Origin of the sequence: Psychrobacter sp. DWR1-2-3 (assembly GCF_049896465.1) — a bacterium.
GTDB lineage: Bacteria > Pseudomonadota > Gammaproteobacteria > Pseudomonadales > Moraxellaceae > Psychrobacter > Psychrobacter maritimus.
Genome location: NZ_JAFCUJ010000004.1, coordinates 1 through 22512 on the forward strand (window position 1 = coordinate 1; position 22512 = coordinate 22512).

General features: G+C 43.2%; 17 protein-coding genes and 2 tRNA genes. 8 read left to right on the plus strand and 11 right to left on the minus strand.

The genetic code is table 11. The features are described from left to right. The first annotated feature begins 254 nt into the window (after positions 1–254). The 6 genes from ACP7AA_RS08620 to ACP7AA_RS08645 all read left to right on the plus strand — a co-directional run bounded on the left by ACP7AA_RS08620 (position 255) and on the right by ACP7AA_RS08645 (position 6909). Complete coding sequence (locus ACP7AA_RS08620; RefSeq protein ID WP_426223286.1) at positions 255–869, plus strand: hypothetical protein; 615 nt, start codon at positions 255–257, stop codon at positions 867–869. A gap of 781 nt (positions 870–1650) precedes the next feature. Beyond that, entirely contained in the window at positions 1651–2058 is a 408-nt protein-coding gene (locus ACP7AA_RS08625) for an OsmC family protein (RefSeq protein WP_426223287.1), read from the plus strand. 23 nt (positions 2059–2081) lie between these two features. Further along, on the plus strand, positions 2082–2546 hold the full coding sequence (locus ACP7AA_RS08630) for a flavodoxin family protein (RefSeq protein WP_426223288.1): 465 nt from the start codon (positions 2082–2084) through the stop codon (positions 2544–2546). An 81-nt stretch (positions 2547–2627) separates the two neighbouring features. Beyond that, complete coding sequence (locus ACP7AA_RS08635) at positions 2628–3281, plus strand: DUF938 domain-containing protein (RefSeq protein WP_426223289.1); 654 nt, start codon at positions 2628–2630, stop codon at positions 3279–3281. 468 nt (positions 3282–3749) lie between these two features. Beyond that, positions 3750–5837 carry a catalase gene (locus ACP7AA_RS08640; RefSeq protein WP_426223290.1) on the plus strand — a complete coding sequence of 696 codons (2088 nt, stop codon included), beginning with the start codon at positions 3750–3752 and terminating at the stop codon, positions 5835–5837. A gap of 289 nt (positions 5838–6126) precedes the next feature. Then, positions 6127–6909, plus strand: a complete 783-nt coding sequence (locus ACP7AA_RS08645) for an MBL fold metallo-hydrolase (protein ID WP_426223291.1) — start codon at positions 6127–6129, stop codon at positions 6907–6909. Positions 6910–7012: 103 nt separating this feature from the next. On the opposite strand, the gene ACP7AA_RS08650 is transcribed toward ACP7AA_RS08645, so the two are convergent. From ACP7AA_RS08650 to leuS, 7 genes are all read right to left on the minus strand, one after another. Beyond that, positions 7013–7088, minus strand: a tRNA-Lys gene (locus tag ACP7AA_RS08650). Positions 7089–7241: 153 nt separating this feature from the next. Next, positions 7242–7317 (minus strand) — tRNA-Lys (locus tag ACP7AA_RS08655). A gap of 379 nt (positions 7318–7696) precedes the next feature. Then, positions 7697–9691, minus strand: a complete 1995-nt coding sequence (locus tag ACP7AA_RS08660; RefSeq protein WP_296173636.1) for a MacB family efflux pump subunit — start codon at positions 9689–9691, stop codon at positions 7697–7699. A 104-nt stretch (positions 9692–9795) separates the two neighbouring features. Then, complete coding sequence (locus ACP7AA_RS08665; RefSeq protein WP_426223292.1) at positions 9796–11181, minus strand: efflux RND transporter periplasmic adaptor subunit; 1386 nt, start codon at positions 11179–11181, stop codon at positions 9796–9798. Between the two features lie 358 nt (positions 11182–11539). After that, positions 11540–12634, minus strand: coding sequence for a DNA polymerase III subunit delta (locus ACP7AA_RS08670; protein ID WP_426223293.1), 1095 nt, complete (start codon positions 12632–12634; stop codon positions 11540–11542). 163 nt (positions 12635–12797) lie between these two features. Beyond that, positions 12798–13517 (minus strand): LPS assembly lipoprotein LptE, encoded by a 720-nt coding sequence (lptE, locus tag ACP7AA_RS08675; protein ID WP_426223294.1) that lies wholly within the window; start codon positions 13515–13517, stop codon positions 12798–12800. 141 nt (positions 13518–13658) lie between these two features. Beyond that, positions 13659–16376 carry a leucine--tRNA ligase gene (gene leuS / locus ACP7AA_RS08680; RefSeq protein ID WP_426223295.1) on the minus strand — a complete coding sequence of 906 codons (2718 nt, stop codon included), beginning with the start codon at positions 16374–16376 and terminating at the stop codon, positions 13659–13661. Positions 16377–16603: 227 nt separating this feature from the next. Between leuS and ACP7AA_RS08685 the strand changes: the two genes are divergently transcribed. Together ACP7AA_RS08685 and ACP7AA_RS08690 are read left to right on the plus strand one after the other, a co-directional pair. Beyond that, complete coding sequence (locus ACP7AA_RS08685) at positions 16604–16996, plus strand: arsenate reductase (protein WP_426223296.1); 393 nt, start codon at positions 16604–16606, stop codon at positions 16994–16996. Between the two features lie 83 nt (positions 16997–17079). Next, a complete protein-coding gene (locus ACP7AA_RS08690; protein WP_200662861.1) occupies positions 17080–17439 on the plus strand; it encodes a hypothetical protein in 360 nt (119 codons plus the stop codon). An 83-nt stretch (positions 17440–17522) separates the two neighbouring features. Here ACP7AA_RS08690 and argB read toward each other — a convergent pair whose 3' ends face one another. From argB to mgtE, 4 genes are all read right to left on the minus strand, one after another. Beyond that, positions 17523–18434, minus strand: coding sequence for an acetylglutamate kinase (gene argB / locus ACP7AA_RS08695; RefSeq protein ID WP_426223297.1), 912 nt, complete (start codon positions 18432–18434; stop codon positions 17523–17525). A gap of 120 nt (positions 18435–18554) precedes the next feature. Further along, positions 18555–20327 (minus strand): phosphomannomutase, encoded by a 1773-nt coding sequence (locus tag ACP7AA_RS08700; RefSeq protein WP_426223298.1) that lies wholly within the window; start codon positions 20325–20327, stop codon positions 18555–18557. A gap of 108 nt (positions 20328–20435) precedes the next feature. Then, positions 20436–20900, minus strand: coding sequence for a dUTP diphosphatase (dut, locus tag ACP7AA_RS08705; protein ID WP_149489623.1), 465 nt, complete (start codon positions 20898–20900; stop codon positions 20436–20438). 146 nt (positions 20901–21046) lie between these two features. Continuing rightward, a complete protein-coding gene (gene mgtE / locus ACP7AA_RS08710; protein WP_296173609.1) occupies positions 21047–22450 on the minus strand; it encodes a magnesium transporter in 1404 nt (467 codons plus the stop codon). Positions 22451–22512: the final 62 nt, after the last annotated feature.

Sequence of the window (22512 nt, forward strand, 5' to 3'; positions counted from 1 at the left end):
AGAAGTGAAACATCATCGCGCCAATGGTAGTGTGGCTCCGGCCATGTGAGAGTAGGTCATCGTCAGCTCTCTATTCCTGAATCGCCCCTCAACTTAATTGTTGAGGGGCTTTTCTTTGTCCAGAAGTTGCGGTTCAATACCTATTAGTTCCTACATTATCAACAAGTGTAGAATAGTGTATGATATGCTGTTGATTGAGATATTATTACTAGATTTTCAGGATAATAGATCATTAGTATTACAAGGAAGATTCCGTGGATTGTAAGAATATAAAGTTAATTTTAGCTATAGTATTTATCGTTATAACCTCAGCCCTTAGCTTCGTAATTGGGGTTAGTGTAGGGGTTAATTCTGACCAAAGCTTTTTAACGGAAGTAATTATTCCTTCTTTAAGTGCAATGGGAAGTTGGGTTGCAGGACTCGGTGCTTTGGCGGCAGTGTTCACTTCACTTTGGCTAGCTGAACAACAAAAAAAGATTAACGGTGAGAATCTTACAAGTGTATTTGATGTTTTTGTCTTTCTACCAGATATGACAGAGCGATTAGCTGTCAAGGTTACTTCAACTGGTAACAAACCAAGTAATCTAAACTCACTTTCTATTTACTCTAAAGATTCAGATGTTGCTTTAATGGTTGCACAATTAGATCATAATGGTAATCAGCTCCCGATGCAATTATCCTATGGACAGGAAACAATATACATACTTCCTTCAAATACTGTAGATAGTATTAATGACTATGTTCAAAAAAACTGTTCTGGGTCTTATGAAAATCTAATGCTATCAGTTAATACATCAATAAATAGTTTTAATATTCCTTTTAATGAAAAAGTAATTGAGTATTTAGAGGTAAGTGGTACTAATAAGTGATTTAACCAACATAAATAACACTTGGTTTTTGTTTCTTCGTCGCTTAATTCATCTAACTAGTATTGAATTTTTGACTAGGTGTTATAATTTTAGGGATTAATTATCATTGATTTTTTAACTAAATATGCTTTTTTAGCTCCGTATGCAACTACTTTTGGTGTCATTGTTGCTGTTTGGCAAATAATTCGAAGTAACATACAGCAGAGAGTGATATTCGAGGATTCAATTAATAAAGAGTATCGTAATATAATTCAACGTATACCTTACAAAGCATTAATTGACGAAGAGCTTTCTCCTTCTGAAATATTTAGTACTAATAATGAAATATACAATTATATAGATTTGTGCAATGAACAAATCTATTTACGCATGTCTAATCGAGTGAGTAAAAAAACTTGGGAAAATTGGCAAGATGGTATGAGTACAAATTTTGCTTTGAAAGCATTTAATAATACTTTGACTGAAGTATTCGAAAAACTATCTTCTAATTTCAATAATTTACGAAGAGTTCAGGCGTTAGGTTTTAGAACTGACCCTAAGAAATGGAAGAACATATAATAAATTACTTAAACTGACAATTTTTTTGTTATCGCTCCTCGATTGTATTCCAATATTTTTGCTGGTTAGCAGGACGTTAAATATAAACCCTTCTTCTAAAAGCCTCTAAGACTAAAATCTCACTTTTAACTAACAAATCTGAAATATTTATTGTCTATTAGCGGGCTCTTTAAAGTTTTTAAAGAGCGGTAATCCAACAACTATAACTATCTAGGAGAATCCTATGACAACCTCAAAAGTAACTTATCAAGGCGATTTGCGTACTAGCGCCATTCATTTGCAATCAAACAATGAAATCATTACCGATGCCCCAACAGATAATCAAGGCAAAGGTGAGGCGTTTTCTCCTACTGATTTGTTAGCGACCAGCTTAGCCAGTTGTATGCTGACGATTATTGGTATTAAAGCGCGTGATATGGAGATTGATATCGCAGGTACTACGAGCGAGGTGACCAAAATAATGGCTGCTGACCCAAGACGTGTCAGCGAAGTACATATTGCCATTACTTTTAATCAAGAGTTAGATGACAAGACGCAAAAGATATTTTATAACACCGCGCTGACTTGTCCGGTTGCTAAAAGTATCCATCCTGATATTATTCAAAGAGTGACTATTAATTATAAAAACTAGTAACCTCTATAAGGGTGATTGATATGGCTAGCAAAACCTTACTTATCGTCGCACATGCACCGTCGCCTAATACCAAAAAATTGGCACAAGCGGCTTACGATGGTGCCAATCATCCCGATATAGATATCAATGTCATACTCAAATCTCCCCAAGATACCCAGCCTGAAGATGTGCTAGCAGCCGATGCGCTGTTATTAGGGACGACTGAGAACTTGGCTTATATGGCAGGACTGACCAAAGATTTCTTTGATCGCTGTTATTATCCGGTGTTAGAGAAGAAGCAGGGCATGCCGTTTGCGTTATATATTCGCGCAGGTCATGATGGCACGGGCACTAAGTTTGCTATGAAAACGATTACTACCGGACTGCGTTGGGAATGGATTCAAGAAGCGCTGATTTTACAAGGTGATTGGCAAGAGGGATTTACTGAGCAAGTCGAAGAGCTGGCGATGACACTGGCAGCTGGGCTAGAAGCGGGTATTTATTAGTGCTTAATCTTTAATTTATTGATACTTGGTTGGTAATTTATATCCCGTTGCTATTTAGTTATTATCAAGATAAGAGGTTTTATGGTTAATCGTAGCTCAGATAATAAACAGTCTACTCTTACGGCTGGACTGCCATTCTCTCAAGCGTGTGAAAATAATCAGCAGCCGATTCTAGAAATCTTACAGCAAGAGTTGCAAGACTTTACTCATGTGTTAGAAGCGGGTTCTGGAACCGGTCAGCATAGTGTCTATTTTGCACCACGATTGACGCATGTAAACTGGCAGACCAGTGATGTATTCGCTCATCATGCGACTATCAACGCTTGGCATGCTGCTTATCCTGCGCCTAATTTATATGCGCCGCTTACTTTTGATGTATCGTGTGATTCGGTGCCGATAAATAAGGCTGTTGCTGTGCCTTATGATGCAGTATTTACCGCCAATACTTTGCATATTATGTCGTGGTCTTTGGTCAGCAAGTTATTTGAATTGGTCGGCGATATGCTACCTTTAAATGGTAAGTTCATCGTTTATGGACCCTTTAACGAAAATGGCCGTTATAGCAGTGAAAGTAATCGTCAATTTGACCATAGCTTGCGGCAGCGTGATAGCAACAGTGGTATTCGTCATCTAGAAGACGTGATAGCTTTGGCAAATACACATCATCTAGTGCTATCTAATACCTATATGATGCCGGCTAATAACCAGATATTGGTCTTTCAAAAGCAATCTTAATGCATATTAGACTCTAGAAAATGTGCTTTAACAATGCCAACTTACCCTTATTGATAATGTCCATTCTATTTATCCGCTAAAAAATTCAAAGTGGCGCTGTTAAGAGTGCCTAATTCCTCAGCATAAACGCCTATTAATATACCTTTGCCTGTAATCTCAATAACAACCTCATTAACGCCTCGTTATAAAGGCGTATCTTCACGCAGTGACAACGCGTTTCATGCTTAACCAAATATCAACACGCTTAACGATATATGTGACATACCTGCCGTAGTTTTTGAGTAATATAATTGATGAGCTTAAGTGTCTTAATATTTAAAAGCTTTTTCATCTTTTAAAATCAGCCGTGCAACACAGAAAATTAAACGACATATGAAGTCAAAACCATCTCTAAGGATATAAAACTGTGTTAGCGCTTATTAAATGGGCTATCTATCGCTCATTTTTACTCATTAGCTAGGATATTTTATGAATAATAATATTGATCATACCGACCCCGCTAAAGATATGAATACTGAACGCGGCAATGGCGGTGAAACCCATCAGCGTGCCGATGGCGATACTAAAGCGATGACGACCCAACAAGGCGTGGTCATCTCTGACAATCAAAACTCCCTGAAGGCGGGCGCACGTGGTCCAACGCTATTAGAAGATTTTGTTTTACGCGAAAAGATTAATCACTTCGACCATGAGCGTATTCCAGAGCGTATTGTCCATGCACGCGGTAGTGCTGCCCATGGTTATTTTGAGTTGACCGAATCGTTAGAAGAATTTACCACTGCTAAGATTTTGACTGAAACAGGTAAGCAAACGCCATTATTTACCCGTTTTTCTACGGTTGCTGGTAATAAAGGCTCAAAAGATACGCCGCGTGATGTGCGTGGTTTTGCGGTGAAAATTTATACTGAAGAGGGCAACTGGGATATCGTCGGTAACAATATGCCGATTTTCTTTATTCAAGATGCGATGAAATTTCCTGATTTTGTTCATGCGGTAAAACCAGAGCCGGATCGTGGTTTCCCGCAAGCGGCCTCTGCCCATGATACTTTTTGGGATTTTGTCTCGCTTAGCCCTGAGACCATGCACAATGTCATTTGGCTGATGAGCGATCGCGCACTGCCGCGTAGCTTGGGGATGATGGAAGGCTTTGGTATTCATAGCTATCGCTTTATTAATAAGGACGGCAAGAGTACCTTTGTGCGTTTCCATTGGAAGCCGGTACTTGGCGTGCAGTCGCTGATTTGGGATGAAGCGGTTAAAATCTCTGGTGCAGATCCCGATTATAATCGCCGTGATTTATTTGAATCGATTAATAATGGCGATTATCCAGAGTGGGAATTTGGCGTCCAGCTATTTACTGAAGAGGAAGCCAATGAGTTTCCGTTTGACCACTTAGATGCCACCAAGCTGATTCCAGAAGAAATGGTGCCAGTACGTATCGTAGGTAAAATGGTGTTGAATCGCTATCCGGATAATTTCTTTGCCGAAACGGAGCAAGTGGCATTCTGTCCATCGCATCTGCCACCGGGTATCGACTTTAGTAACGACCCTTTATTGCAAGGTCGCCTGTTTAGTTATTTAGATACGCAGCTGTCGCGTTTGGGCTCACCAAACTTTGCGCAAATTCCGATTAATGCGCCAAAATGTCCGTTTGCTAATAATCAGCAAGACGGTCATATGCAGATGCACGTACCAAAAACGCGCGTCCTTTATGAGCCACAAAGCCTTGACCCAACAAGGCCGCGTGAAAGTATTAAAAAAGGCTTTGAGTCGTTCCATGAGCAGCTAGATGATGGTGTCAAAGGTCGCGTGCGCGCTGAGAGCTTTGCCGACCATTATAGCCAGCCGCGCATGTTCTACCTTAGCCAAACGCCAACTGAGCAAGCGCATATTGCCTCAGCCTATGCCTTTGAGCTGGGTAAAGTAGATACCGCCCATGTTCGTACGCGTATGCTTGGCCATCTGCTGAATATTGATGAAGATTTGGCACAGCGTGTTGCAAAAGCATTGGGTATGGAATTGCCAGAAGCAGCAGAGCCTGCTGCGCCGATACAAGATATGGCGACTTCTGATAAATTACAAACGATTGGCTTGACGCCTAAAACCCTAAAAAGTCGCTTAATTGGCATTTTAGTCGCAGAAGGCTCAAAACACAGTGAAATTAAGAAGTTTGAAGAGGCGGCGAAAGCGGCGGGCGCTCGTGTGAAAATCGTCGCGCCAAGTAAAGAGGTGGTTTTAGACGATGATACTCGCATACAAGCCGACGAGCGCGTAGCTGGTGGTCCGTCAGTGATGTTTGATGCGGTGGTCAGTATCATTATGCCTGAGCAAGCAAAGAAGCTGGCTAAAGACAGTGCCACTCTTGATTGGTTTAATGATGCTTATGCGCATTGTAAAGCCATTGCTTATTGCGGGGCGACCGATGAATTTATCTTAAGTAAATTGCCAATTGAAAAAGATGCTTTTGTCACGCCACTGGCTGAACTTGATAGCTTTATCGAAAATGCCAAATCGCGTCTATGGGAACGGGAGCCAAAAGTGCGTGACTTGGCTTAATTGATAGTTTAGCTTAATAGTTAGCTCTTTTAATAATAAAAAACTCAGCCGCTAGTCATAACTAGGTGCTGGGTTTTTTATTATCTCCGCGCTTTAAATGTCCAATAAAAGCCATATAAACTATTTATCTATAGTCAGAAGCGTTCACTCAAAGTCATTTATTTTAAAGGGATGGGCGTTATACTAAAGGACGAATTTTCATTTTATTAGTAATAAAGTGAATAAAACATATCGTTAATACGTCACTGGTTTGCTAGTGGAAGGACAGGAAAGCGGTCAAGGAAGATAAATGAGTTTATGTCATATCGTACGCTTGGATGGGTATATTCAAAGTAGCTATCTCGCGGTTTATCCAGATAAATTGATGCTATTAGACGGCTGCTGTCGTCCTGATGTGGCGCTGGTGCTGGGTTATATTAAAAATACTCTTAAACGCCCAATCAGCGATTTAAAAGTAGTGGTCGTCACCCATATGCATCCAGATCATGCGGGCGGCGCGCACAAACTGCGTACGGCAACTGGCTGCTTGATCGTCTCTGCTGCGAAAGAGAGCCAGTGGTACAGCGGTGTTGGCGGGCGAGTTATGCATCTGGTGGATATCGGTTTAGCGCATTATGTGGCCAGGCGGCAAGGGCGTGCTATTACAAGGCTGTGGTATAGCGCGCATCTGCAACCTGATTTGACGGTTGGCGATGGTGATACGATACCCCAGTTTGACGATTGGCAAGTACTTGAAACGCCCGGGCATACGGATCGTGATTTATCCTTGTTTCATCTGCCAAGCCGTCAGGTGTATACCGCTGATTTAATCATTAAGCTGCGCCATAAATTTGTCGCGCCATTTCCCATTTATGATCCTAAAGTTTATATTCAGTCGCTACAAAAGGTAAAAGATTTAAAACCGTCAAATGTCATGATGGCGCATGGTTGTGAGTTGGGTATTGATGCCGCTACTTTTGACAAGCTGATTGCTAAAGCGCCTAAATATCGGCGGACCATTAAAGATACCATTAAGCATAAATTGCTTTGGCGACAAAATGACGGTTTTAGCCTTCGTAAGCGTAAACGTTAAAAGCTAAAACGTTTACGCTATAAACTACAGCTGTAATAAAAGATTTAGCCAAAAAAAGCATAAAAAAAAGCCCAATCATAAAATGACTGGGCTTTCCTAAAGATGGTGGGCCGACCGCGACTCGAACGCGGGACCAATTGATTAAAAGTCAACTGCTCTACCAACTGAGCTATCGGCCCTGAAGAGTGTATAAAAAAAGCGCTGCTTTTTTAACTCTGCAAGAGAATTTACATTTTCGTAAATTCTGTAAAGCATTCTAAAAGAAAGCTTCTTAAAACTTATTACGCTACTACCGAATAGGGTAGCATACATGATAAGGGTAATACTAAAGATGGTGGGCCGACCGCGACTCGAACGCGGGACCAATTGATTAAAAGTCAACTGCTCTACCAACTGAGCTATCGGCCCTGAGAAGCGTTAAAAAATTGCATGACAATTTTAGCTTCGCAAGATAAATTTCCTTAAAGGGAAATTTATTAAAACCAGACATCAAAAACAATGTCTTAAAGCTTCATTTCTTTATCTATTCATGAATCAATATCAAAAGAGACAATAAGCTTGTTTACCCGTTTAGATTATTTGTATCTCTAAACGTGAGAGCACATTATATATATAATTATGACAATTACAACCCCGAATGCTAAAAAAAGTGCAAATCCATGCAAATTAATCATATTTTTTTAAATTTAAGGATTAATTGGCTTTTAGAGACTTTAAAAACCTATTAATAGGGCGTTTTCAACTTTGTTTTTTGACGTTTACCTTTAGCGTTAGTCCTAAAATTATTCTAATCTCGAGAAAGTGCTTCTACTGGATCTAGTTTGGCAGCATTACGAGCAGGTAAGAAGCCGAATACAACTCCGATAAGCGTTGAGCACACAAAGGCGGCAATAATAGAGGTCGATGAGTAAATGACTTTAAAGCTATCGCCGCCGACACGGTTAATCAGCTCACCGATGGCAAATGCCATGCCTATACCCAATAAGCCCCCTAAAATACAGACCAAAACGGCTTCAATGAGAAACTGCTGCATGATATCGCTTTGACGGGCACCGACGGCCATGCGTACGCCAATCTCATTGGTGCGCTCGGTCACGGAGACTAGCATGATATTCATCACGCCAATCCCCCCGACAATTAACGAGATAATAGCGATAGAAGATATTAATAACGTCATGGCAGCTGTGGTAGATTCAATGGTTTGACGAATAGAGTCGGAGTTACGGATGCGAAAATCATCGGTGCCATGACGGCTCGTCATTAGCTCCGCGATGGCAGATTCAGCGGCAGCAGAGGAGATATTATTGTCAATCAGCGCCACAAAGCTCTCAATATAGGCACTGCCTATCAGCCGCGACATCATGGTGGTATAGGGCATATATAACGTGGGCGAATCGACGCTGCGACGAAAGCCACCATCGTTTGGCTCTAAAACCCCAATCACACGCCCAGGGACGCTACCTATCAGTAATACTTCGCCAATCGGATTGGCATTGTCAGGAAAAAAGGTCTTATTGGCATTATCATCGATAATGATATCTTGGGTACGGCGCAAGATGCTTTGCTCATCGAAGCCTTGACCTAGTGCCAGCTTCTCACCGCTGACATCAAGATAATCTTTACCGACGCCGCTGATACTGGCGGCTTCTTGGATATTACGATAGCGCACGTTCATATTGCTATTGAGCTGCGGGCTGACACTGACCACATAAGGCTGGTCAGCGACCGCTTGGGCGTCTTGTGGGGTTAGGTTGTCATCGTTGTACTGCCGCCTAGGGTCGCCGTAGGGATAGCCGTCGGTAACAGTAATGGTATTAGTACCTAAGGAGCTGATATTGGATAATATCTGCGCTTGAGAGCCTTTGCCAAGGCCAACTACTGATACCACCGAAGCAATACCAATGATAATCCCTAACATCGTCAATAAAGTGCGCATTTTATGGGCGCGCATGGCAAGTAAGGACATTTTAAAGGCTTCAAATAAGCGGTCGATAAAGCTGCTAAAGGCGCTTTTACGGTGCTTATCTATCATCGCCGCTGGCTGGGCTTCTGCTTGCTGATAATCTTCGTTTTTATAGTCGGCGATGATATAACCGTCTTTAATTTCAATGACGCGCTCAGCTTGGGCGGCAAGGCTAGGGTCGTGGGTGACCATAATAATGGTATGACCTTGCGCGTTTAGATCTTTGAGGATTTGTACGACATCTTCGCCGGATTTGCTATCTAGCGCGCCTGTTGGCTCATCGGCTAAGATGATATCGCCGCCATTCATTAGCGCCCTTGCGATAGAGACACGCTGCTGCTGACCGCCTGATAACTGGCTTGGGCGATTATTGACCTTATCCGCCAATCCTAAATCTGACAATAGTTTTTCGGCACGCTCGCTGCGCGCTTGTCCATCCATCCCTGCATAGACTGCCGGTACAGATACGTTGTCGCGGGCATTGATATCGCCCAATAGATGATAGCGCTGAAAAATAAAACCAAAGTGCTCACGGCGCAGTTTTGCCAGCTCATCTGCATCTAGGCGGCTGACCGATTGACCAAATATTTTATAATCGCCCGCAGTTGCTTGATCTAAGCAGCCCAAAATATTCATCAAGGTTGATTTGCCTGAGCCTGATTGTCCAATGATAGCGACCATCTCGCCTTGATTGATGGTCAAATTGATATCGTGCAACACACGAATTGTCTGCTCGCCAGCTTTAAACTCTCTAATCAGTCCTTTGACTTCCATCAACGGCGTATCAGTTACATTAGAAGTTAGGTCTTGGTTGCTCATTTGCTATCCTGCTTATCTCAAATCTTAAGTCATTATCAAAGCCAAAGCTGATGTTTTGCTAGCGACGATTTTATTTACAGCGGTTTTCTAGCACCTTTTAAATATTAAAACGGTCGACCGCCTCTGCCACCTTTACTGCCTTTGCCACTATCCGGTCCTTCTTCGCTTAATATAACCTCATCGCCTTTATTAAGACCGCTTAAGATTTCAGCATTGACGCGGTTATTGATACCGACTTTAACGGTTTGCTCGACCACTTCGCCATCGGCTTTAAGCACACGCACCATGGCCATAGTTGCAGCCGAGTCATTGTTAGCATTATCGTTGACAGTATTATTAGCAGTGAGTGACTCTTTTTTAGCCTTGCTGGATTTTTTAGATTTACCGGCAGGCTGTAGGGCAGCAGAGGGGATAAGTAGTGCATCTTTTGCTTGATTAATAACGATATACACTTGCGCGGTCATATCGATGCGAAAGCGGCGCTCGGTATTGGGCACTTCGATATAACCGACATAGTAGATGGCGGCATCGGTCGAGCTGGTATCGCTGATTTTCTCAGGAGCCGGTTCAATGGCTTTAAGGGTCGCATCATACTTTTGGTCGGGATTACCGATGATATTAAAATAAACAGGCAAGCCTGCTTTGACGTTAATGACGTCGGCTTCAGAGATTTGCGCATTGATACGCACGGTCGATAAATCGGCTAAGGTAACGATGGTCGGTGCAGTTTGGTTGGCGTTGACCGTCGTCCCTTGCTCAGTGGTCACCGAGACTACCGTCCCTGACATTGGCGCGCGAATGGTGGTATAGCTTAAATCTTCCTGCGCGGTGCTAACGTTGGTTTGAGATTTACGTAATGCCGCCTGTTGGCTATTGATATTCGCCTCGGTAGTCGCTATTGCGGCTTTTGCTGTCTCGATGGCAGCGCGCGCATTGGCGACCGATGCCTGTGCGGTGGCAACCTTTGTCGCTTGCGTATCATAATCCTGCTGCGATATCGCATCGATAGCCAGTAAGCCTTGTAGGCGCGAGAAGTCTGCTTGTGCTTGTCTGAGCTCAGCTTGACGGCTGGCAAGATCCGCTTGCGCACTTTTCAGGCTTGCCTGACGGCTTAGCGACTCGGCACGGGCACTTTGTAATGCCGCTTCACTTTGCTCAAGGCTCGCTTGCTCATTGCTTAAATTATTCTTTTGGGTAACCTGATCAATCTGCGCAATTAAATCGCCTTTTTGCACTTCATCACCGACTTCAACAAACAGCCGCGTCACTTCACCCGAGACCTGCGCACCAACATCGACGGTATTTAACGCCTTAACTTTACCGGAGGCCATGACGTTATTTTCGATATCGCCAATCTCAGCGGTCGCTGTTAGATAGTTGGGTGTGGTTTCTTTTGGTTTAAAGGTTTTATAGGCCAAAGCCCCTAAAGCTATGATGACGAGGGCAATAATGCCCCATTTAATAGCAGACTTTTTGCTCATTTTGCGCATGACAACAATCCAATAACAGTTAAATCAAGTGTAGCTATAGTAGAGGCTTGCTGGACAAAAGGGAATGGCAATTAGTTTGCGAAACGTTAAGAGGAGAAATAGTGGTAGTAATAATGCGACAAATTGCAGACAAAAAATAACCCTATAAAAAGGGCTAGATAAGAAAAAGTGATGTTTTATCTTTAATAAGCTACGCCGTAGAGTTAATAATAAATAAAAGAAATATATTAGATTATGACGCGGGACAGGAATACGTTTTTTTTGCTTGCTGTGCCTACGCCGACAGAGGCTGCAAAAAACTCATTCCTATCCCGCTATCTGCTTTTTTATTGAAATCAGTATATGCTTGCCTGATCATTTAATGTGCTTGAAATAACCTTAGCCCTGATAGCTCAAGCGCTGCTTGCAGTAATAACTCCCACGCTGGCTGGCGCACTAAGCCCTTAATCGCTTGGTCACATTTATAAAGCAGAGCAGGCCATGCAGCAGTTTGAGCTTTTGAATGGCGGCGGCATGCTTGCTGGTATAAGCCTTGCTTACTACGCCAAATGCCAAGCGCTTGCGGGTCTTGTCCGTCCATCAATTGCATAATCTGCCGCATGTCTTTACTAATCGCCCATAAAACCAAGGTGGTTGGCTCATCAGTCGCTTTTAATTGAAAGATGATTTTAGCAACTTGGGCGCTATTGCCAGCAAGCATCGCATCGGATAAATCAAATACACTGAACTGGGCATCGCTGACCAATGCCGCTTGCAAGTCATTAATATCTAATGCCACGTTTGTCATAGGCGGGCTAGAATTATTATCAAGATTTGCACTATGGCTATGATGACTGTCACTGCTACTATTTGCCATCAATTGCGGCGCAAATAAATACGATAGCCGCCATAAGGTTTGATAAGCACTGAGCAAATGATGCTCGGTATGTGACATCAGTAACTGCCAAGCTTCTTGCGACAATGTTAAGCCAAACTGCTGGGCTTGTATCTGCAATAACTGCTGACGCTGCTGCTCATTATACAAATTGCAGTCGATAACGTGACCATATTGCGCAAATGGCGCAAACCATTTGCTGCTTTGCGCGCGTTTATCCTGCTTTGGCGTGAGCCATAACAAGCTATGACTATGAGCTCCTGTCTGTGCATCGACGGCAAAACGTTCTAACTCGGCAATAACGGCTTTATCAGGTTTATGGTTACCTGTCACGATAAGCGCGCTAGCATCATCGAATAAAGACTGACTGCCAAGCTCTGACAATACTTCCTGCCAGCTCTTTACTGACACCAGCTCGATACGTTTAATGGCGTAATTCTGCGCGCGCCAATGCGGACGCAGCGCATCGATAAGCCATTGACTGAGTAAGGGCTCATCACCGTGTGCCAGCCACAAGCCTGCTACTGCAACGGAAGGTTGTAGCAGTTTTGGATAAGCTTGTATAAAAGTATCTTGCATAGAGAGAATGACACAAGGTTATGAATAGGGGAGTAACGCTGCCATTGTTTTAAAAAGTACTTCAAATGAAAAAGCACTTTAAATAAAGGCAGCGTTATTAAGGTTATTTTTTAACAATGATATTGTTAAAACATGAATGTTTAAAAATGAAAAAATAGCAACCTTAAGATTGCGGTACGATAACAGCAGTAGATGCTGAACCTTTACCATTTTGCATAGCTGGTTTGCCACTGTTAGGGGCAACCTTAGGCAGCGCAATCGCCACATATTGATCGGTAATTCGGCGCGCTAAACTGTCGTAAAGCCAATCACGAATTTGCTCGCCCTGCTGATCATCGGTACTCACCGATGCCTCATTATATTGATAGCTGCGCTCAACTTGGATAGGGTTGGTCAGTGTCACAGGTTTGCCATTCTCTACGCTTTGATAGCTGACATCAGCTGACATCACCAAGCGGATTTCTGTCAAGACACCAACCAGCTCATAACGCTTAAAACGGACATTATTAACCGTAATTGCTGCAATGGTTTCTGCGCCCGCTTTTTGGTTATTGCTGGCCACATCAGCCAAGGTCATATTATCAATAACCTCAACACCCAATGATTGTAGACGGCGTGTTAGGGGACGTTTCAATGGAAACGAGGTGCGATTGTCTTCGATAATTACCGCTGTCTTAGCAACATCAAATAGCATGGGTGCATCATAGCCGCGTAGCTGAAAACCGCAACCACTGAGACTGGCACCTGCACCCAATACCGCAAATATTGGCAATGCTGTCAGTAGCGCTGTTAGCAGTTTTTGGGTGCCTGATTTACGAATCATGCTGCTTTTTCCGTCTGATTTTGCTTGATGTGCCTGCAAAGCTCGGTGCTTATACGACATAATCGCTATCCTTATTTTGATAAGAAGACCTAAAACGCACTGTCTAAAAATGCTGGGTTTAAAACACTAGGTTTGAAAACGCTGCATTTAAAAGCGCAACGTCTAAAAACCCAGTTTTTAAAAACATAACGTTGAAAAGGTCTAGCCTGCAACCACAATATTAACCAGTTTGTTCGGTACGACGATTTCTTTTTTAATCTCGCCAGTAAGGAATTTTGCCACGCCTTCAAGCGCTTTTGCTTGCGCTTTCAGCTGCTCAGGATCGCTATTAGGCGCGACATCCATTTTACCGCGCATTTTACCGTTAACCTGCACCACCATCGTAATCATGTCTTGCACTAGAGCGCTTGCATCGACTTCTGGATAGTTTAGGGTGACGGTATCCATTCCTAACTGCTCAAGCAAATGCTCACCGATGTGCGGCGCGTATACCGATAGGATAATCAATAAATCAATCAGTGCTTCATGCTGGACTTGCAGGTCTTGCTCACTGTTTGCCTTAAAGTTACTCAGCTCGTTAGCAAGCTCCATTAGGCTAGAAACTGGTGTATTAAGTGCTAGGCGTTTACCCAAATCACTATCAATTTTACCAATCGTTTCATGGGTCTTACGGCGTAGGGCTTTTGCTTCTTTGCTTAAGTTATCCGTATTGAGTGCTTCACTATTTAGCGTATCAAGATTTAAATTTGCGTCGGCAAGTGCTTGCATATGCTCGGTCGCAATGCGCCATACTTTTTTCACAAAGTTATAAGGACCTTTTAACGCGTCATCTGACCATTCTAGCGTTTGGTCAGCAGGTGCAGTAAATAAGGTATATAAACGCACGGTATCCGCGCCATATTTATCAATGGTAATTTGTGGATCGACACCGTTATTTTTTGACTTCGACATTTTTTCGATTTTACCAATCGTCACTGGCTGACCATCTGATTTTAAAATGGCTTTAATCGGCTGACCACGCTCGTTAAAGTCAATATCGATGTCTTTAGTAAAGTAATAAGTGGTACTGCCATCGCTATTCACGCGGTAGAACGTGCCGGCAAGTACCATACCTTGGGTCATTAGATTGGCAAATGGCTCATCACCTGAGACCAAGTTTTCATCGCGCATCAGTTTATGGAAGAAGCGCGCATAAAGCAGATGCATAACCGCATGCTCGACACCGCCGATATATTGGTCAACCGGCAACCATTTATTGGCGGCAGACTTATTGACCATATTAGTCGTATCGTGTGGGCTGGCAAAGCGCGCATAGTACCAGCTTGACTCTACAAAGGTATCAAAGGTATCGGTTTCACGCTCAGCAGGATTGCCACATTTAGGACAAGTGGTATTGACAAATTCTGGGATATTTTTTAGTGGATTACCGCGGCCGTCAGGGACGACGTCAGTTGGTAGGACAACCGGCAAATCTTGCTCTTCAACTGGTACGGTACCGCAATGCTCACAGTTGACCATTGGGATAGGGCAGCCCCAATAACGCTGGCGAGAAACACCCCAATCGCGCAGACGGTATTGGATTTTTTTCTTCGCAAGTTGTTGTGGCTCAAGTTTAGCAAGCATGGCTTCAAACGCTTGCTCGAAGTCCATGCCGTCAAATTCGCCTGAATTGACTAAGGTATTGCGTTCGGTATAAGCACGGTTGCTTTCGGTATTATTTGCCTTTGCATCGGCTTCTACTTGATCAAGATACCCTGCAGGAATGTCAATCACTTGCTTAATTGGCAAATTATATTTGGTGGCAAACTCATAATCGCGCTCATCATGGGCAGGAACCGCCATCACCGCACCTGAGCCATAGCTCATCAGTACATAGTTGGCAACCCATACTGGCACTTCTTCGCCAGTCAATGGATGGGTCACCGTCAGACCTGTATCCATACCGATTTTTTCAGCTTTGGCTAAGTCCGCTTCAGCAACCGAACCTTTTTTGCAAAGGGCACAGAATTGGGCAATCGCTTCATTATGCTCAGACGCATACTGTGCCAACGGATGCTCGGCAGCGACTGCGACATAAGTCACACCCATCAAAGTATCAGGACGAGTCGTGAACACATCTAAGGTATTGGTTTCGCCAGCCAGCTCATAAGGGAAATGGACTTCCATACCGGCACTACGACCAATCCAGTTACGCTGCATGGTTAGCACTTCAGATGGCCAATGACCTTCTAACTGGTCTAAATCATCAAGCAGCTCATCAGCATAATCGGTGATGTTAAAATAATACATTGGGATATCGCGCTTTTCGACTGCCGCGCCACTACGCCAACCTTTACCATCAATGACTTGCTCATTGGCTAATACGGTATTGTCGACCGGATCCCAGTTGACGGTGGCAAGCTTTTTATAAACCAAGCCTTTTTTGTATAACTGTAAAAACAACCACTGCTCCCACTGATAATACTCAGGGCTACAAGTGGCAAATTCACGTGACCAATCAATAGACAAACCAAGCAATTTAAGCTGCGCGCGCATACTGTCAATATTGGCAAACGTCCATTCGGCAGGCGGTGTTTGATTGGCAATCGCGGCGTTTTCTGCTGGCAGACCAAAACCATCCCAACCCATTGGCTGCATGACTTCATAGCCTTTTAGGCGATAATAACGGCTCAGTACATCAGAGATAGTATAGTTACGCACGTGACCCATATGCAGCTTACCGCTTGGGTAAGGGAACATCGACAGCATATAGCGACTTGGTTTGTCGCTTGGCTCATTACTTACTTCAAAACGCTTGTCAGTTGCCCATTTGGCTTGCTGCGCCGCTTCAATAAGTTGCGGCTGATACTGGGCGTTATCGATAGAAATATTATTGGTATGGGTAGTATTAGCAGTTTCTGCTGTCACGGCGTTGCTCATAGTTGGCTCGGAATAGGTTGTTACAGATAAATTGGGTAAAATTTTACAATGCCATAGCATAGCGTAATTTGGCAAAAATTGCGACGATATGATGGGGTGTTTGCTCACCGTAAAGGCGATAAATCTGCAAAGTGAATACGCTTATGAATGTTTTCGTCGTCATAAACCAAATGCTGATGTCTGTTAGGTATAATAAACAAAATAATGATCATTGATTTGGAGTTTTTATGACCATCACTATTTACGGTATCAAATCTTGTAGCACCATGAAAAAGGCGTTTACTAAGCTTGACGCGCTGGGCGTTAGCTATGATTTTCACGATTATAAAAAACAAGGCATTGATAAAGACAGCGTACAGCGTTGGGTAGATGAGCTAGGTATCGATAAAGTATTGAATAAGCGTGGTACGACATGGCGTAAACTCACCGATGAGCAAAAACAAGCCGCTGATGAAAAGGTCAATAACGCCATTGATTTGCTGATAGAAAATACCAGTATGATTAAGCGTCCAATAGTTGAAGGTCAGCTGGCAGATAAAAATAATGGTCAGCCGATACTATTATGTGGTTTTAATGAAGCTGAGTTTGAGGCGGTTTTTTTTATAAATAAGTGCTCATAAAAAAGCTATCAGTTTGGCAAATTATAAATTATTATTAGAATTAAGTTTGCTGGCTCATCATGTTCACGGACGAGGATAAGATTATGAGAAAATTAATATTGATAGCAGCGTTTGCGTTAGCGCCTTTATTAACTGTCACCGCGCAAGCTGCTGATACGTCAACCAAAATTACCTTTGCTAAAGACAGCTATTGCGGTAATTTTAGTGGCAACCTTAAAAATGGTAAAGTATTTCGTTTATGGTTGCTGCCTGATCAAAACTTAGTGATTCGTAACGTCGGTGACGACCAAATCAGTGTCGCTTATGTCTCAGGGCCAGATGGGCGTTTGAGCGGCGATCGCTATGAAAATGAAAACTCTTATATCACCCAGCGCAAAGGCAATCACCACATGAAAGTGTATGGCAACAGTAGCCATAGTAACGTAGAGTTTTGCGCTTATTAAACGATTCTAAATTAAGCAGCTTTGATAAATAAAAACCCCGAACTTGTAAACCAAGCTCGGGATTTTTTCATAAACTATTACAGCTATTCGTTAAGTAAGTCTAAATCACGACTGATAAGTGTACCAACCCCTTTATTGGTAAAAATCTCCAACAGCGTCGCATGCGGCACACGACCATCAACGATAACGGCACTTTTTACGCCGCTACGTACCGCATCAAGCGCACATTGAATCTTAGGAATCATACCGCCTGAAATCGTACCATCTTCAATAAGGCTATCGACTGTCTTTGGCGTTAATCCAGTCACGACTTCACCGTCGCGTCCCAATACCCCTTTGATATTAGTCAGTAGCATGAGCTTTTCAGCTTGCAAAAACTCTGCAACTTTACCGGCGACCAAATCGGCATTGATATTATAAGTATTGCCCTCTTCATCGACGCCAAGAGGGGCGATAACAGGGATAAAATCAGAGGCAATCAGCATATTAATCACGTCTTTATTGACGCTGACCACATCACCGACAAAGCCCAAATCGACCGGCACGGCAATACCATCTGTGCCGATTTTTTCCATCATTAACTTTTTAGCTAGGATTAAATTGGCGTCTTTACCCGTCAGACCAATCGCGCGTCCACCGTGCTTGTTGATTAAGCTAACGATAGATTTATTGACGCTACCGCCGAGTACCATCTCGACGATATCCATCGTGCTTTTGTCAGTCACGCGCATACCGTCGATACGATCAGATTGACGACCAAGCTCTTTTAACAGATTATCCACTTGTGGACCACCGCCATGTACGACCACAGGATGCATGCCAACGGTTTTTAATAAGACGATATCACGGGCAAAGGAGCTTTCAAGCGCAGGGTCGGTCATGGCATTGCCGCCGTATTTAACTACAATGAGCTTATCAACAAAGCGTTGAATATAAGGCAGCGCCGTGGTTAATACTTCTGCGGTAATTTTGGCTTCATCCAAATTAAGCGTCATGACAAGCTCCTAAAAGACAGGGTTAAGCGGTGGATTAATTGAGGGTTTCTGTTTCTGTGTGGCGTTCTCTAATAAGACGTTCTCTAATAAAATAAATGGTAAAAATCAGTTAAATACTACCTATTCAGCAACAATAGCCAAAATTTGCGTGGCTAAATGCTCGTTAAATGGGCGGCATAAAGCGGCAAACCTTGTTTGAATATCGGTAAGGTCGGCGATGCTATCACCGGCGAAGCGCACGGTCAGATTGTGACTGGTATTTGATTGACGTAATACGCCAAACCCGCGGGCAAAATCCAAACGTACTCCATCGATACAGCTGAGCTTAGTGCCTAATGGCAATAAGGCTTGCGCCTGATCTAAAGTCATATATTGGTTTTTAGCCGAACAAGTACAAATTGATGGCGTACAGCTAATGATTGCTTGTGGGTCAGGTTGGGTAATAGAAGCTGCTGATGTCACATGAACCAATTGCTGTAAATACTGGCAGAATCTTGCCAGTTGCTGCACGATGGAACAGTCGGTAAGAGCGGTTTCTGGTAGCGGTAAATAATGGTCAGCCGTACTGACGATAACGGGTAAATTATCAATGATATCAGCTAAGTTTCTCGCACAATTCGGCTTAGCAGGCAGTGGTTTAGCTAACCAATGCAGCAGTCTTAATGCTGCATAAATGGCATCATCATAAAGAATAAAGTAGCCATCATTAAAAATAAAATGCCCAGATAATTCACCGGCAAAGATAATTTGACCGCCAGAATTCTGTATTTGTTGCCGCATCAGGCTGCTACCTGTTTTACTAATCACAGGCGTTGCGCCAAGCTCAGTAATAAGCTTTGGTAAATGATGGCAGCATTTAATATCAAAGAGCACTTGAGCGTTTGATAATGACTCATTTAAAGGCTGAGGGCGCTGATTGACAGCTACCGTTGCCAACAGATAAAGCAGATGGTCAGGTGTGACGACTTTGCCCCGATTATCGACCACCATTAACCGATCGCCATCACCATCAAAGGCGATACCTATATCTGCTTGATGCAAAAGCACGCTTTGCTGCAACTGCTTAAGACGCTGCGGCTCAGTAGGATCCGGATTGCCGGCGGGAAAGTCACCGTCTGGCGTATCATTAAGCATGATGACACTTTGGCAAAAATGCGTAAATAAAGGCTTAGCAATATTGCTAGTCGCACCGTGCATACAATCAATGACTACCACCAAATCAAGTTTGGAGAAGGGTAGTTGGCTATCTTCTGCGGTCTGATTAAGAGGCTGATTATTATGTTGATAAATTTGCTTAAAAACTTGCGTAATGGCGTCGCTATAAGCGCTTGCAACTTGCTGAGCAGATAACTGCTGTTGTTTATGATAAATGGGCTTAGCAATACTGTCCAAAGACGGGTTTTGCGCATTATCAATACCCAGCTGATGATATAGCGCCTCAATGTCTGCGCTGCTAGGCGAGATATGATTGACTAGCCATTTAACCCCTAAAATATCTTTAGCAGAATGGCTGGCAGTGACAATAATGCCATGTCCCTGATATTGCTCCGCCCAAAAAATCATCATAGGCGTGGTCACTAAGCCAAGTTGAATGACTTGTATACCTTGCTGAGACAAAATATGAGCAAGTACCTGCGCAATGGTATTGCTATCACAGCGCACATCATAACCAATCACGACAATGGTTTTTTCATTAGTGCTTTGGCGATTGTTTTCACTGCTAATTTTGCTATTTTTTGCGCTATGTTTTTTACTATCAATATTTTGCTGAAGTTGATAAAGATGAGCAAAAGCGTGCCCCAATGCGTGAATAAAGTCATTGGTAAACTGCTGGCGCGAACCACGAATATCATAAGCACGAAATAAGGATTGCTGCGCAGCAAAAGACGGCATCGCTTACTCTCCTTATTGTCGTGATTGTTAAGTTATCATGATTGTTAAATTAGTATGATTTTTAGATTGTCATCATAATCAACAATTAAAATGGTAAATCAGTACGGACTACTGACGACCAGAGTGGCCAAAACCACCAGCACCGCGTGCGCTGGTATCACTAAATTCTGCCACTACTTCAAACTCAGGGCGAGCAACCGGTACAACCACATATTGCGCCATACGCTCTGCAGGATTTAGCACAAAATCTTCATTACTGCGATTCCAAATACTGACCATCAGCTCACCTTGATAATCGGCATCAATCAAGCCGACCAAATTACCCAAGACGATACCATGCTTATGACCGAGACCTGAGCGCGGTAAAATCATGCCAGCAAAGTTAGGGTCTTGAATATAAACCGCAAGTCCGGTACCAATCAAATGCGTCGCACCGGCTTTAATCGTCAATGGCTCGTCAATGCAAGCACGCAAGTCGATACCTGCGCTGCCATCGGTTGCACGTGTCGGTAGCGAGAACGCTTTATCTTCAGTAATTTTAGGGTTTAATACTTTAACTTGTACAGCTTGCATAACGCACTCACTTAACGATGTAATGGTGTTGTAAACAGAATGAATCACATTTTTAACTGTTAGGTTTTAAATGCTTAACAACAACTATTAATAGAAATAGCTGCTGATTGTTAACTTTTAGTTTTCAGATTTTCATAGGCGATTGACTAAAGAATCAACACGCTCGCCAAGCCCAAAAACGACATAAAGCCGACAATATCGGTCACGGTGGTTAAGATAACCGAGGCGGATAGCGCAGGGTCGATGTTCATCCGTTTAAGCATTAGCGGAATACTAATGCCTGAAACGTTGGCGGCGGTCATATTAATCGCGATAGCAAGCCCAATGACAGCGCTGATTTTAATGTCATGAAACCACAATTGGGCAATAAACGCCATGATTATCGCCCATATGATACCGTTTATCGCCCCAACCCACAGCTCTTTATTCAATAACCATAGGCGGTTTGAACCACCGATTTGACCCATCGCCATACCACGAATGACGACGGTAAGCGTTTGCGAACCTGCAATACCGCCCATACTGGCAACCACGGGCATTAATATCGCCAGCGCCACGACCTTTGCCAGTACGGCTTCAAACTGACCAATCACTGCGGCGGCTAAGAGCGCGGTGCATAAATTAATACCAAGCCAAATACTGCGGCTTTTAGCACTGGTTAGGATGGGCGCAAACAGCTCTTCATCTTGGCTGACGCCAGCAAGGTTTTTCATGGTGCTATCGACATCATCTTGGATAATCTCCATGATATCTTCGCCATTTAACTGACCGACCAGCTCGCCGTGACTGTTAATCACAGGGGCAAAGCGAATGTCTTCTGAACGGAAAATCGCTGCCGCATCTTGAATGTCTAAGCGGTCATTGATGGTAATGGCCGCATCAATTAATGCCGATACTAGGGTACGTTGGTCATGTTTAATCAAATCGACCAAACTGAGCAGCCCGAGTAATTGCTGGCTTTGGCCGACGACCAATAGCTCTTGGCTCTCGTCATCGAGTAAATCGTCATTTTCTCGCAGCCAGTTTTGTACTTCTGCTAGCGTAATATCGTCTCTAATCTGAATAAGATCAGGATCCATATAGCTACCAACTTCCCAGTCGGCATAGGTATCGAGCTTATTGACCTGAATGCGAATATCTTCATCTAGAGTTGCCATCACCGAGGTGCGCACACTTTCGGTAACGGTATCTAGAATCTCGGAGATATCTTGCGCATCAAGGTCTTGGGTAAAAAGTGATATCTCTTTTGAAGAGACGTTTTCTAACAGCGGCTGGCGTGTATCAAACTCCAGCTCTGCAAGCACTTCGCCTTTGATATCTTCTGGTACTTGTGCCCAAATCAATAAGCGATTTTGGCTAGGAAACGATTCTAATAAGCTGGCAATCTCATATTCTGATTGCTTGGCTAAAAACTCGGTAATGGCCTCATAGGCTTTATCCGCGACCAACTCTTGCAAATACAGCAGTTTATATTCGCCGTTAGATTCCGCCGGATTGTAGTCTCCCTGTCGTGTCGATGGGCGTTCAGCATTCGGCGTCGAGGTGGGCATAAAGGTTCCAAGTTTTTAAAAGGTATTAATATAAAAATTGAGCTTACCGCTCATGTAAAGAG

Excerpts from the sequence above, each read along its gene's own strand:
- ACP7AA_RS08635 (WP_426223289.1), top strand. The coding sequence starts at position 2,628 with ATGGTTAATCGTAGCTCAGATAATAAACAGTCTACTCTTACGGCTGGA.
- ACP7AA_RS08700 (WP_426223298.1), bottom strand. The coding sequence starts at position 20,327 with ATGCCGTCTTTTGCTGCGCAGCAATCCTTATTTCGTGCTTATGATATT.
- ACP7AA_RS08645 (WP_426223291.1), top strand. The coding sequence starts at position 6,127 with ATGAGTTTATGTCATATCGTACGCTTGGATGGGTATATTCAAAGTAGC.
- argB (WP_426223297.1), bottom strand. The coding sequence starts at position 18,434 with ATGACGCTTAATTTGGATGAAGCCAAAATTACCGCAGAAGTATTAACC.
- ACP7AA_RS08665 (WP_426223292.1), bottom strand. The coding sequence starts at position 11,181 with ATGCGCAAAATGAGCAAAAAGTCTGCTATTAAATGGGGCATTATTGCC.
- ACP7AA_RS08685 (WP_426223296.1), top strand. The coding sequence starts at position 16,604 with ATGACCATCACTATTTACGGTATCAAATCTTGTAGCACCATGAAAAAG.
- ACP7AA_RS08640 (WP_426223290.1), top strand. The coding sequence starts at position 3,750 with ATGAATAATAATATTGATCATACCGACCCCGCTAAAGATATGAATACT.
- lptE (WP_426223294.1), bottom strand. The coding sequence starts at position 13,517 with ATGTCGTATAAGCACCGAGCTTTGCAGGCACATCAAGCAAAATCAGAC.
- ACP7AA_RS08670 (WP_426223293.1), bottom strand. The coding sequence starts at position 12,634 with ATGCAAGATACTTTTATACAAGCTTATCCAAAACTGCTACAACCTTCC.
- ACP7AA_RS08660 (WP_296173636.1), bottom strand. The coding sequence starts at position 9,691 with ATGAGCAACCAAGACCTAACTTCTAATGTAACTGATACGCCGTTGATG.
- leuS (WP_426223295.1), bottom strand. The coding sequence starts at position 16,376 with ATGAGCAACGCCGTGACAGCAGAAACTGCTAATACTACCCATACCAAT.
- ACP7AA_RS08690 (WP_200662861.1), top strand. The coding sequence starts at position 17,080 with ATGAGAAAATTAATATTGATAGCAGCGTTTGCGTTAGCGCCTTTATTA.
- ACP7AA_RS08630 (WP_426223288.1), top strand. The coding sequence starts at position 2,082 with ATGGCTAGCAAAACCTTACTTATCGTCGCACATGCACCGTCGCCTAAT.
- dut (WP_149489623.1), bottom strand. The coding sequence starts at position 20,900 with ATGCAAGCTGTACAAGTTAAAGTATTAAACCCTAAAATTACTGAAGAT.
- mgtE (WP_296173609.1), bottom strand. The coding sequence starts at position 22,450 with ATGCCCACCTCGACGCCGAATGCTGAACGCCCATCGACACGACAGGGA.
- ACP7AA_RS08625 (WP_426223287.1), top strand. The coding sequence starts at position 1,651 with ATGACAACCTCAAAAGTAACTTATCAAGGCGATTTGCGTACTAGCGCC.